General features: G+C 68.0%; 11 protein-coding genes. 8 read left to right on the forward strand and 3 right to left on the reverse strand.

Annotated elements, in window-relative coordinates; all coding sequences use genetic code 11:
- Positions 1–144 precede the first annotated feature (144 nt).
- A complete protein-coding gene (gene upp, locus OG874_RS41180; RefSeq protein ID WP_330252430.1) occupies positions 145–768 on the forward strand; it encodes a uracil phosphoribosyltransferase in 624 nt (207 codons plus the stop codon).
- Between the two features lie 10 nt (positions 769–778).
- Here the strand turns inward: upp and OG874_RS41185 are convergent, their stop codons facing one another.
- Both OG874_RS41185 and OG874_RS41190 read right to left on the reverse strand, forming a co-directional pair.
- Positions 779–2,275 (reverse strand): phospho-sugar mutase, encoded by a 1,497-nt coding sequence (locus OG874_RS41185; protein ID WP_330252431.1) that lies wholly within the window; start codon positions 2,273–2,275, stop codon positions 779–781.
- A complete protein-coding gene (locus OG874_RS41190; RefSeq protein ID WP_330252432.1) occupies positions 2,276–3,055 on the reverse strand; it encodes a purine-nucleoside phosphorylase in 780 nt (259 codons plus the stop codon). It abuts the gene before it with no gap.
- A gap of 267 nt (positions 3,056–3,322) precedes the next feature.
- Between OG874_RS41190 and OG874_RS41195 the strand changes: the two genes are divergently transcribed.
- The 3 genes from OG874_RS41195 (at position 3,323) to OG874_RS41205 (ending at position 6,696) form a co-directional block, all read left to right on the forward strand.
- On the forward strand, positions 3,323–4,027 hold the full coding sequence (locus tag OG874_RS41195; RefSeq protein ID WP_330252433.1) for an enoyl-CoA hydratase-related protein: 705 nt from the start codon (positions 3,323–3,325) through the stop codon (positions 4,025–4,027).
- A 198-nt stretch (positions 4,028–4,225) separates the two neighbouring features.
- On the forward strand, positions 4,226–5,392 hold the full coding sequence (locus OG874_RS41200; protein WP_330257632.1) for a M20 family metallopeptidase: 1,167 nt from the start codon (positions 4,226–4,228) through the stop codon (positions 5,390–5,392).
- 128 nt (positions 5,393–5,520) lie between these two features.
- Entirely contained in the window at positions 5,521–6,696 is a 1,176-nt protein-coding gene (locus OG874_RS41205) for a M20 family metallopeptidase (RefSeq protein WP_330257633.1), read from the forward strand.
- A 55-nt stretch (positions 6,697–6,751) separates the two neighbouring features.
- On the opposite strand, the gene OG874_RS41210 is transcribed toward OG874_RS41205, so the two are convergent.
- A complete protein-coding gene (locus tag OG874_RS41210; RefSeq protein WP_330252434.1) occupies positions 6,752–7,231 on the reverse strand; it encodes a gamma-glutamylcyclotransferase in 480 nt (159 codons plus the stop codon).
- A 125-nt stretch (positions 7,232–7,356) separates the two neighbouring features.
- Between OG874_RS41210 and OG874_RS41215 the strand changes: the two genes are divergently transcribed.
- The 4 genes from OG874_RS41215 to OG874_RS41230 all read left to right on the forward strand — a co-directional run bounded on the left by OG874_RS41215 (position 7,357) and on the right by OG874_RS41230 (position 12,665).
- Positions 7,357–8,760, forward strand: coding sequence for an NAD(P)H-quinone dehydrogenase (locus OG874_RS41215; RefSeq protein ID WP_330252435.1), 1,404 nt, complete (start codon positions 7,357–7,359; stop codon positions 8,758–8,760).
- Positions 8,761–9,139: 379 nt separating this feature from the next.
- Positions 9,140–10,102 carry a hypothetical protein gene (locus OG874_RS41220; protein WP_330252436.1) on the forward strand — a complete coding sequence of 321 codons (963 nt, stop codon included), beginning with the start codon at positions 9,140–9,142 and terminating at the stop codon, positions 10,100–10,102.
- A gap of 73 nt (positions 10,103–10,175) precedes the next feature.
- On the forward strand, positions 10,176–11,270 hold the full coding sequence (locus OG874_RS41225) for a hypothetical protein (RefSeq protein WP_330252437.1): 1,095 nt from the start codon (positions 10,176–10,178) through the stop codon (positions 11,268–11,270).
- A 219-nt stretch (positions 11,271–11,489) separates the two neighbouring features.
- Positions 11,490–12,665 (forward strand): aminotransferase-like domain-containing protein, encoded by a 1,176-nt coding sequence (locus tag OG874_RS41230; protein ID WP_330252438.1) that lies wholly within the window; start codon positions 11,490–11,492, stop codon positions 12,663–12,665.
- Positions 12,666–12,691: the final 26 nt, after the last annotated feature.

A 12,691-nucleotide genomic window follows, 5' to 3' on the forward strand; every position in this document is an offset into this window, starting at 1 on the left:
GTGCTTCCCCCATCTGTTTGTTCCCAGGCAGAGTACGTCATCTACCTAGTTCGACGCGCTGCCTTACCGATCGGTTCCAGCCGTTCGAAAAAAATTCGGGTGGAGGAACGCCGCCGAACTCGAATTCGACCTTATCGTTCCCTCATGCGCACGCACACCGTGGACCATCCACTCGCCGCTGCCCTGCTGACGACGATGCGCGATGCGCGCACGCCCAATCCCGCTTTCCGTGCGGCACTACGCGATCTCACCGGGATCCTGATCTACGAGGCGCTGCGCGAGGCGCCGGTGGATCGGTTCCCGATCACCACGCCGGTCGCACAGACCGATGGCACGCGCCTGGCCAAGCCGCCGCTGCTGGTGCCGGTGCTGCGCGCCGGGCTCGGCATGGTCGACGCGGCCGCCGAGCTGATCCCCGACGCGCGAGTCGGTTTCGTCGGCATCGCCCGCGACGAAACGACCCACCAGCCGGTGCCCTATATGGAGTCGCTGCCCGCCGACCTGTCCGAACTGCCGGTCTTCGTCCTCGACCCGATGCTGGCCACCGGCGGTTCGATGCGCCACACCTTGGCGTTGCTCGCCGCCCGAGGGGCTACCGACATCACCGCGGTCTGCGTGGTCGCCGCACCCGAAGGCGTTGCGGCGCTGGCTGATTCGGGTCTGCCGGTGCGTTTGGTCACCGCCGTTGTCGACGCGGGCCTGAACTCCGACGCCTACATCGTCCCCGGCCTCGGTGATGCGGGCGACCGCCAATTCGGTCCCCGCTGATCGTTGCGGGTCAGAGTCCGCCGCAGAAGGCGCGCAGCTCGGTCAGGCGTAGCTCGGCCGCTGTTCGCGCGGCGGCGAGTGCCGCGCGACCGGCGACCGGCTCGACCACTTCCAGGTAGCACTTGAGTTTCGGTTCGGTGCCGGACGGGCGGACCACGATTCGTGCGGCCGCGCCCTCGAAAATCAGTGCGTCGGTGCGCATTCGGCCGCGCACCTGCAGCAGATCGGTGTATTTGACCGGCTCGCCGGCGATCTCGCCGGGCGGCGCGGCGCGCAGCCGGTCGACCACGTTCGCGGCGGCGGCCGGATCCGGCAGGCGCAGCGCGACTTGATCGGTGGCGTGCAGGCCGAATTCGACCGCGTAGTCGTCGAGTTCGTCGGCGAGGGTGCGGCCCGCGGCCTTCAGCCGGGCGACGAGGTCGGCGGCGAGTACCGCCGCGGAGATGCCGTCCTTGTCGCGGACGGTGGCCGGGTCCACGCAGTGGCCGATGGCTTCCTCGTAGGCGTAGACCAGGCCGTCGCCCGCGCGGGCCAGCCATTTGAAGCCGGTCAGGGTTTCGGCGTACCTGGCGCCACGGGCGGCGGCGAGTTTCGAGAGCAGCCGCGAGGACACGATCGTGGTGGCCACCAACGCGGACGGTGGTGCGGTCCGCAGCACGCAATCACCGAGGATTACGCCGGTTTCGTCCCCGCGCAGCATGCGCCACCCGCCGTCGCCGTCCGGGATCCCGATGGCACAGCGATCGGCATCCGGGTCGAGCGCGATAGCGATATCCGCGCCGATTCGGGTTGCGGTGCCGAGTAAGAGGTCGGTGGCTCCGGGCTCTTCGGGATTCGGGAAGGCGACAGTGGGGAAGTCGGCGTCCGGTGCGAACTGTTCACCGACGACGTGCACATGCTGGAATCCCGCCGCGGCAAGGGCTGCGACGGCAGTGTCGCCGCCGACACCGTGCAACGGGGTCAATACGATTCGGACGTCGGCGCGTTCGCCGGGACCACCGATCAGCTCGGGCAGCCGGGCCACCCGCTCGAGGTAGCGACGCACCAGGCCATCGTCGGCGGGGGTGACCGGCGTGCGGGCGATCGGCTCGCCGACCGCCTCGATGCAGCGCTCGATCTCGGTATCGGCCGGGGCGATCAGCTGCGCGCCGCCGTCCAGGTACACCTTGTAGCCGTTGTCCGTCGCGGGATTGTGCGATGCGGTGATCTGTACTCCGGCAACGGCTCCCAGTTCACGCACCGCGTAGGCGACGATCGGCGTGGGCAGTGGGCGCGGCAGCAGTGTCACCGGAAAGCCCGCGGCGGCAAAGATTTCCGCGGTGGCGATGGCGAACTCGGCGGAGCCGTGCCGCGCGTCGCGGCCGACGACCACCGCGCCGCCGCCGAGACAGCGGTCGCGCAGCCAATCGGCGAGTCCCGCCGTCGCCCTGCTCACGGTGGTCGGGTTCATCCCGTCGGGGCCGTCCCGCAACGGCCCGCGCAGCCCGGCGGTGCCGAAGCGCAGCATCTAGAGCCGTTCCAGTACGCCGCGCAGCAGTTTGCCCAATCGCGGTGCGGCCGCATGTCCTTCGGCGAGTACCTCGGCATGGGACAGATGCGCACCGGTGACGCCCGCGGCGAGATTGGTGACCAGCGAGATGCCGAGCACCTTCGCGCCGAGCGCTCGGGCCGCGATCACCTCCAGCACAGTCGACATGCCGACCAGATCCGCGCCCATGGTGCGCAGCATCCGGATCTCGGCGGGGGTTTCGTACTGCGGTCCGGTCAGGCCCGCGTATACGCCATCGGTCAGACTCGGGTCGATTTCCCTTGCCAGCGCGCGTAATTCGGGATCCCACGCGTCCACGAGGTCGACGAAGGTCGCCCCGGTCAACGGCGTGCGGCCGGTGAGATTGAGATGGTCGCCGATCAGCACCGGCTCACCGACGTACAGCCCATCCCGGATTCCGCCCGCGGCATTGGTGAGCACCACGGTTTCCGCGCCCGCCGCGATCGCCGCGCGCACCGGATGCACGACATCGCTCGGCTGATACCCCTCGTACAGATGCTGACGTCCCATCAGCAGCAATACCGGGGTATCGTCGACGGCCACCGAATGCACCATCCCGACATGCCCCTGCGCGCTCGGCGTCCCGAACCCGGGCAGCTCCGGCATCGGCACCGACGCGGACGCCGTGCCGATCTCCGCGGCCGCCTCCTGCCACCCCGAGCCGAGCACCACCGCAACCCGGTGACGCGGCACTCCCGTACGTTCGGCGATCGCCTTCGCGGCCTGTTCGGCAAGCATGACCACACTGTATCTTTTGGCCGCGCCTGCGGCGCGGCGTGTTCGCGGCCCCTGGATGTCTCGCGTCCGAGCCGTCGAGACTCGCGACTGCGTCGCATGCGCTTCGACGGCTCGGACGCGGGACGGGCCGCGAACGGTCGCTCGTAAGACTCGCTCCGTGGTGGTTACGGAGGTGGCTATCTGACGACCAGGTGTTCGCGATGCGACCTGCCGAGGGTTAGCTACCCACGAGTAGGGGAACCGATAAGGACCCGTTACGCTGCACGCATGCCGTATCTGGGACGTGAAGGGGATGTGTTTGTCGTCTACCTCGGGAACGAGGGGCAGACCGACAGCGAGAACCGTTTCCATCCGGATTGGATCGATGAATTCCACGGCCTGCTCGATCAGGTCGAGGCGTCCGAGGGACCGGCGGCGCTGGTCACCACGGCGACCGGGAAGTTCTACAGCAACGGGCTCGACACCGACTGGCTGTTCGCCAACCTCGACAAGATGCACGGCTACCTCGACCGTGTGCACACCGTCTACTCCCGGCTGCTCACCTTCCCGATGCCGACGGTGGCCGCCATCAACGGTCACGCCTTCGGCGCGGGCGCGATGCTGGCCACCTCGCACGACTTCCGGGTGATGCGCGGCGACCGCGGCTTCTGGTGCCTGCCCGAGGTGCACCTGGGCATGCCGTTCACCGTCGGCATGAACGCGCTGCTCACCGAGCGGCTCACCAATCAGGTCTGCGTGCAGGCCATGACCGCCGGGCATCGCTTCGCCGCGGACGAGGCGATCGCCGCGGGCATTGTCGACGCCAAGGCCGATGCTGATGTGTTGCTGACGTCCGCGATCGAGCGCGCCGCCGCGCTCGCAGCAAACCGCAAGCCGAATCTGCCGGTGATCAAGCGGTCGCTGCACGCCAAGGCGCTGACCGGTCTCGCCACCCCGACCACCCCGGAGAATCTGGCGTTCGCCCCGGGTTAACCGCAGCCTGATCGCAACTATTGCGCGGCGGGTTCGCCCCGCGCCGGGGCGTGGGCCGCACCTGATCAGCGGCGCAGTGCGACACTGTGTGCCATGCCACCACCGCGCAGCGGCCACCCCGATTCCCGCACTGACGATGACGTCGCGCGCACGGATGCTGATCGTTGCGAGCGACCTGCGAGCAGTCGCTACGAGGCGATGGTGTCGGACGCGATCGAGGCCGCGACCGCCCAACTGATCGATCTCTCGCACGCCATCCACGCCGAACCGGAGCTGGCGTTCCAGGAGACCCGCAGCGTCGCCAAGACCATCGCGCCGCTGGCCGAACGCGGCTTCGAGATCCAGACCGGCATCGCCGAGCTGCCCACGGCGTTCCGCGCCAGCTATGGCTCCGGTGATCTCACCGTCGGCATCTGCGCCGAGTACGACGCGCTGCCCGGCATCGGACATGCCTGCGGGCACAACATCATTGCCGCCGCCGCGGTCGGCGCCGCGCTCGGTCTGGCCGAGGTCGCCGACGCGCTCGGCATCACCGTCGTCGTGCTCGGCACCCCCGCCGAGGAGAGTGGCGGCGGCAAGGTGCTGATGCTCGAACGGGGTGTCTTCGACGATGTCGCGATGGCGATGATGGTGCATCCGGGCCCCATCGACATCGTGGATGCGCGCTCGCTGGCGCTGGCCGATCTGTCGGTGATGTTCCACGGCCGCGAGGCGCATGCCAGCGCCGCGCCGGAAATGGGTCGCAACGCGGGTGACGCGGTGACCGTCGCGCAGGTTGCTCTTGGATTGCTGCGTCAGCATCTCCGACCCGGACAGCAACTTCACGGTATAGTCAGCGACGGTGGCGTGGCCCCCAACATCGTGCCCGGACGTGCGGAACTGCTGTATTACCTACGCGCAGTCGACTCCGCATCCCTCGACGATCTGATGCGACGAGCGTCGGCTTGTTTCGAGGCGGGTGCGTTGGCAACCGGCTGCACCCACGAGATCCGGACGGTTGCGCCGACATATACCGAGCTAACGCCCGATTCGGCACTACTGTGTGCCTATCGCGAGCAGATCGTCGGTTTGGGCCGGGTGCCGATCGCACCGGAACTCGAGGCGCAGCGACCGCTCGGGAGTACGGATATGGGCAACGTCACCAACGTCATTCCGGGCATCCATCCGGTCATCGGCATAGATGCCGGTGGGGCGGTGACTCATCAGCCCGGCTTCGCCGCGGCCAGTGTCAACGCCTCGGCGGATCGTGCGGTAACCGATGGCGCGCTCGCGCTCGCGTGTACCGCCATCGCGATAGCCCGCGATGAAGTACATAGAAGCAGGTTGTTGCAACAGCTCGTTCAACGACAGGAGGACATTCGGTGAGCACTACCGGCCGTTTGGCGGCGCGGGTTACCGCCCCCGGTGCGGCAGCGGGTGTGACCACGGGGAATCAAGCCACGGGAGATTCGGCTGACGGAAATTCGGCCAACGGACATTCGGAGAGCGTCGTAATGGCGGATATCGTGCAGACCGGGCAGGACGCGGTCGAGTCATGGTTGGCCGACCATACGGTCGATCTCGTCCAGTGGCGTCGCCACATCCACGCCAACCCGGAGCTTTCCCGCACCGAATTCGGCACCACCGAGTTTGTCGCGACGTGGCTGACCAAGGCCGGACTCTCGCCGCAGAAGATGCCCAACGGCACCGGAGTGCTCTGTGATATCGGCCCGACGGACGCGCCGCGGATCGGCCTGCGCGCAGATATGGACGCGCTGCCGCTGCAGGAGTTCACCGGGCTGAGCTTCGCCTCCACGGTCCCCGGCGTCTCGCACGCCTGTGGCCACGACGCGCACACCACGATTCTGCTCGGCACCGCGCTCGCGCTGGCCGATATGCGGCTGCCGGTGGGCGTGCGGTTCGTATTCCAGCCCGCCGAAGAGGTCATGCCGGGTGGTGCGATCGATATGGTCGCCGCCGGGGCGATGGCGGGCGTGGACCGAATCTTCGCACTGCACTGCGATCCCCGGCTCGAGGTCGGCCGCATCGGCATCCGGGTCGGTGCGATCACCTCGGCCGCCGACACCATCGAACTGGTCCTGGATTCCCCTGGTGGCCACACCTCGCGCCCGCACCTGACCAGCGACCTGGTCTACGCCATCGGCACGGTGATCACCGGACTGCCCGGCCTGCTCAGCCGCCGCATCGACCCGCGCACCAGCACAGTCATGGTCTGGGGTGCGGTCAGTGCGGGCAAAGCGCCCAACGCGATTCCGCAGACCGGCATGCTCACCGGCACCGTCCGTACCGGCGATCACGCGACCTGGTCGTTGCTGGAACCGATGGTGCGCGAGATCGTGGACGGTCTGCTCGCCCCGACCGGGGTGCGCTACCAGTTGAACTACAAGCGCGGCGTGCCGCCGGTGGTCAACGACGAACATTCGACCCGGATATTCGAGGACGCGATCCGCGCGATCGGCCCGGACGCACTGGCCGACACCATGCAGTCCGGCGGCGGCGAGGACTTCTCCTGGTACCTGGAGGAGGTGCCCGGCGCGATGGCCCGCCTCGGCGTCTGGTCCGGTCACGGCGAGCAGTTGGATCTGCACCAGCCGAACTTCGACATCGACGAGCGCGCGCTCGCGGTCGGGGTTCGAGTGCTCAGCAATATCGTGCTCAGCGCGGGCTGACAGCAAAAATACGGAAGCGGCCGATCCGAATGGATCGGCCGCTGTTGCGTCGAGCTCAGTTGCCGAAGAAGCCGGGACCGACGTTCTTGCTGTTGCGGGTGCGTAGCGCGTGCACGTATTCCGCTGGCGCGCCGGCCTTTTCGGCCGCGTCGGCCATTACGCCGATATAGCGCGCCGACGGCAGCCCGCCCTCGTACGCGTCGAGGACATACAGCCAGGCCAGGATTGGGTCGGAACCGCTGCCCGGGCTCGGCGTCACCCGTAGCCGGATCTTGCGGTGGATGCCGAAGTCGGAGCCCTCCCAGCGGTCCAGGCGCTGCTCGTCCTCGGGGGATACGTCGTAGAGCACGACGAATACTCGGGAGCCCGGCTCCTCGACAACGGTGGCCAGCGGGCCCTCCCAGCCGATGTCGTCACCGCTGAAGGTGAGGCGCCAGCCCTCCAACCAGCCTGTCCCGGACATGGGGGAGTGCGGACAGCGCTCGAGCATCTGGGACGAGTCCATGTTCGACCCGTAGGCGGCGTAGATCGGCACGACGCAAGGGTATCCAATAACCTGCGCGCCTCGTCTCTATCCCGGCGAGATGACAGTGTGTTCGCCAGCTAACGTTGACCACCGGCACCGGAGATCCCGGTCGAACAGCTCCAGCGGAGGTATCCATGACCCGCATAGCGATCATCGGTGGCGGACCGGCCGGTTACGAAGCGGCATTGGTGGCGGCCCAACACGGGGCCACGGTCACCCTGATCGATTGCGACGGCATCGGCGGGGCGTGCGTCCTGTGGGACTGTGTGCCGTCCAAGACCTTCATCGCCTCGACCGGCGTGCGCACCGACCTGCGTCGCGCCCGTGACCTGGGCATTACGCTCGATCCGAGCCAGGCCCAGATCGAACTCGGCGAGGTGAACGCGCGCGTGAAGGCGCTCGCGCTCGCGCAGTCCTCCGATATCCGATCCAAGGTGCAGGCCGCCGGAGTGACGGTAATGGCTGGGCGCGGACAGCTCAGCGATCGGGCCTCCGGGATGGCCGCGCACCGCGTGCGCGCGCTGCTGGCCGATGGCACCGAGCAGTTCATCGAGGCCGAAGTGGTGTTGATCGCGACCGGTGCGAGCCCGCGCGTGTTGCCCGGCGCCGAGCCCGATGGCGAGCGCATCCTGAACTGGCGTCAGCTCTACGACTTGGCGGAGCTGCCGGAGACCCTGGTGGTGGTCGGTTCCGGTGTGACCGGCGCCGAATTCGTCTCCGCCTATACCGAGATGGGCGTACGGGTGAAATTGGTCTCGAGCCGCGACCGCGTGCTGCCCGGTGAAGACGCCGACGCCGCCCTCGTGCTCGAGGACGCACTCGCCGAACGTGGTGTCGAGCTGGTCAAACATGCGCGCGCCGATGCGGTGGAGCGCACCGCCGAGGGCATCGTGGTCAAGCTGTCGGACGGCCGCACCGTCACCGGCACGCACGCGCTGATGACCGTGGGCTCGATCCCGAACACCGACGACCTCGGTCTGGAACGAGTCGGCATCGAACTCGACCGTGGTGGTTACCTGCGGGTGGACCGAGTGTCGCGGACCTCGGTGCCCGGTATCTACGCGGCCGGCGACTGCACCGGTCTACTGCCGCTGGCCTCGGTGGCCGCGATGCAGGGTCGGATCGCGATGTACCACGCGCTGGGTGAGGGCGTCAGCCCGATTCGGTTGAAGACCGTCGCCTCGGCGGTGTTCACCCGTCCGGAGATCGCGACCGTCGGCGTGAGCCAGACCGCCATCGATAACGGTGAGGTGCCCGCGCGCACGGTGATGCTGCCGCTGAATACCAACCCGCGCGCCAAGATGTCGGGTCTGCGACGGGGTTTCGTCAAGATCTTCTGTCGGCCCGCGACCGGTGTGGTCATCGGTGGCGTGGTGGTCGCGCCGATCGCCTCGGAGCTGATCCTGCCGATCGCGCTCGCGGTACAGAACAATCTGACCGTGAACGATCTCGCCCAGACCTTCTCGGTATACCCGTCGCTCACCGGCTCGGTGACCGAGGCCGCGCGCCTGCTCATGCGGCACGACGACCTGGATTAACAGCTGTGTTGGATTTGCCGCACCTGCGATAGGGCCGCGAACATCGCCCGTAAGACTCGCTCCGTCGTGGCCAATTACGCGGTCGATCTCTGGTGCCCCGAGTCTTACTGTCTTGTCTGAACTTTCACCGCGTTGCCAGGCAGGCCCGCATGTGGTTCACTTCCCGCAGAGATGCGATCGGCGGGCGATCGCGAGGGTTCTGTGTGGGGGGATCGATCCTTTCCAGCGGGAACGGCGAACGGCCGCATGGTCGTTCGCCGCTCCTGCTTCAGGGGCCAAGCGTCTCACCAGGGATAACTGTGTGTGACCGAGTCGGTCGCACCCGGGAAAGGGATTGCGAAAAGTGAAACATCGTAAGCCGAGTCGGGCGCAGCGAGCGATGGCGAGCACATCGTTGCCGCTGGCCACCGCGGCGGCCGTGGCCACTCTCTTCGCGGCGCCGGCGGGGGCAGTTCCGGATCAGCCGAGTACTCCGACCAACCCGGCACCGGCCCCGGCCGATCCGGGCACCAGTGCGCCGACGGATCAGGCACAGCCGGAGACCACCAAGCCGGACCCAGGTAAGCCGGAGACCAAGCCGACGCCGAGTCAGCCCGGCGTCACCACCCCGGACCCCAATCAGGTGATGCCGAATCAGCCGAAGGATCCGAAGCTGTCCGTGCCGACGCAGCCGGGTGTCACCACCCCGCGCGTCGCACCGCTGCCGGTGCCCGGCCAGACCGGTCCCGCGATCCCCGCGGTCGTACCGGAGACGGCCCCCGGCACCACGCCGAAGCCCGCCGAGCCGGGTGCGGTGAACCCGACCGATCCCAACGCCCGGACCGCGCAGCAGCCGGAGACCGAGACGCTGGTGCAGCAGCCGCGCTGGCAGGCACCGCGCTTCCAGCAGGCGCCCGCCGCCCCGGTCGTCGAGATGGACGGTCCGCACCAGGAGATCAGCGCCAATATCGATGGTGGTTCACTGGCCTCGGGTTACGTGGCCAACACCCATCACTTCAACAACGCCGACGGCTATGTCGGCACCATCGGGTACCGCACCCCGACCGGTGCGGGCGAGGCCGGTGTCTCGGTCGAGTACATCGGCGCCAATACCGTCAAGGTCACCAGCTACACCGGTGGCGAGGGTCTGGCCGATAACAAGACCGAGCTGGTCCTCGACACCACCCAGGCGAACCTGGCCAAGGCCGCGGTCGAGCACTGGATTCGGGAACAGCCGGGCGGCGAAGCTGCGCTCGAGGCCGCCGCGCAAGTTAAACTTCCGGTGCCGCCAGGCGAACTGGCTCCGCAGACGGTCAACGTTGCCGGGGTCACCACCCAGTGGGGTGGGTCACTCCAGTACTGACACGAGCTGATTCGACGGGTGGGGCGGTCGTTCGCGACCGCCCCACACGTGTGTCCTGGGGAAAGGATTTGGTGTGGGCTCCGTGGGTGATGGCAAGGACAACGAATCCGACCAGTCCGGGTCGGAGTTCGGTCCCCCGTTGGACGATTTCGGCCCGCCGGTCTCCGAATTCGGTCCGCCGGTGGGCGAATTCGGTCCGCCGACGGGCGATTTCGGCCCGCCGACGGGCGATTTCGGCCCGCCGACGGGTGGACAGGTTCGACCGCAGTGGGCCGTGCCGGAACCGGCCACCGATCATCCCGAGCTGATCTGGCGTCCTGCCGACGAGCCGCCGTCGGTGCCGCCGCCCCCGCCGCAGTACCGCGCGCCGGACTCGACGGTGTTCGGCGATGCGCCGCCACCCCCACCCCCACCGACGCGGCGTCCGCAGCCGCCGGTCGAACCGGATCCCACCGAGGCCACCGTCCGGCACACGACGCCGCCCCCGGCGCAGCGCGAGACCTGGTGGAACAGCCCCACCGAGTCCGGCGGCGTGCCGACCCCGCCACCCGAGCCGCCGGGCCTGTCATGGGCCGACGATCCGATCGCCAAACGTCTTGCGCCGAAACTGCTCTCCGATGAGATCGCCGCTACGCCGTCCCGGTCGGGTTCGCGCGGCCGGTGGATCGCGCTCGGTGTGTTGGCCGCGGTCGTGGTGGCGCTCGCGCTCGTGGTGACCTTCGTCGCGGTCAGCCGCGACGACAACACCAGCCCGAAGGCGGCACCGCCGCCACCGCCGAGCACCTCCGCCGCATTGAGCTGTCCGGCCAGTAAGGACGGCAGGGTGACCCGGGGTAACGGCCAGGGCGACACGTCCAGTGGCGCGGGCGCGATTCTCGGCTTCCAGTACGAGTTCTACGTCGACCGCAATGGCGAGAAGGCCAGGAAGTATGTAGCGCCGGACGCGGAGAACGTCTCTACCGCCGAGATCATCCAGCAGGCCATCAATGACCAGATCCCGGTCGGCAGCACACATTGCCTGCGGGTCGCCGAGGTCGCCGGCGACACCTTCGAGGTGGATCTGACCGAGCATCGTCCCGACGGCACGACCAATGTGTACCGGCAGACCGTGACCACGGTGGACCGGGACGGCAAGACCGTGATCTTCGCGATTCGGGAGCGGATCTGACGCTCCGCTGCGACGAATAGCGAAAATTCATCCCATGATACGGTAAGTGGGCTGCTGATTTCGCAAGCACATGGGTAACTCGTCCGGTACGCCCAGAACTCAGTACGCACTGAACTATCAGCCCGCGACGAGACGATCGTTCGCTCCCAACGACCGGCAAAATATCCGGGGCGGCGGGGGAGCATTCGCGTACCGTGGCGTCCCCTCGGAGGTTTTTTCATGTCGCCGACCAATCCACCGCTCGCGGCCAAGCTTGGCGGACTGAAGAGCTCGGCGATCCGTGACCTGCTGAAGCTGACCACGCGCGCCGAGGTGATCAGCCTGGCGGGCGGACTACCGGATGCGGAGCTGATGCCGCGTGAGCGACTCGCCGCGGCGGCCGATGCGGCGCTGGGGAGTTCGGCGGTATTGCAGTACACCGAGTCGCCCGGCTGGGCGCCGCTGCGCGAGGTGCTGCGGGAGCGGGAGACGGCCAAGCTCGGCCGTGCGGTCGCGCTGGACGAGGTATTCGTGACTCATGGCTCGCAGCAAGCGCTTTCGCTACTTGCCGAGGTGCTGCTGGATCCGGGCGCGCTGGTTGTCGTCGAGGATCCGGCGTATGTCGGTGCACTGCAAGTGTTCCGGGCCGCTGGCGCGCGAATTGTGGCGGTGCCCTTGGATTCGGAGGGTATGCGGGTGGATGTGCTGCAGGACTTGCTCGCGCGCGGTGAGCGTCCGGCGGTCGTGCACACCGTGAGCAACTTCCACAATCCGGGCGGCGTCACGATGAGTACGCCGCGGCGACGCGAGTTGGCCGAACTCGCGGACGCGTACGGGTTCTGGGTGATCGAGGACGACCCGTACGGCGAGCTCTGGTTCGACCAGCCCGCGCCCGATCCGGTGGCGACGTACTCCCGCAACGTGATTCGACTCTCCAGCGCCTCGAAGATCCTCTCGCCCGCGCTGCGCGTCGGCTGGATGGTGGCTCAGGAAGGGGTCTGCCGCGCGGTCGAATTGCTCAAACAGGGTGCGGACCTGTGTGGTTCGGCGCTGACCCACCAGATCGCCGCCGACCTGCTCACCGACGAATCCTGGCTGACCGGTCACGTCGATACCGTGCGCAGCGCCTACGGCGAGCGCGCCAAGGCGCTGGTATACGCCGTGCGCAGCCGCTTCGGCGAGCGCGTGACCTGCACCGACGCCAACGGTGGCATGTTCGTGTGGGCCGATTTCACCGACGGCACGAATACTGATCGGCTGCTGCCGCGGGCGCTGGAACACGGCGTCGCCTTCGTGCCCGGCTCGTCCTTTGCCGTCGACACCGACTACAGCCATTCGATGCGCATGTGTTTCACCACATTCGACGCGTCGACGCTGGAGGAAGCGGTCGACCGCTTGGCCCGCGCCGCGGAGTAGTGCTCGGTAACCCCGCTGCTGCGAAC

The sequence above is a fragment of the Nocardia sp. NBC_00565 genome, from assembly GCF_036345915.1.
In the GTDB taxonomy this organism is placed as follows: domain Bacteria; phylum Actinomycetota; class Actinomycetes; order Mycobacteriales; family Mycobacteriaceae; genus Nocardia.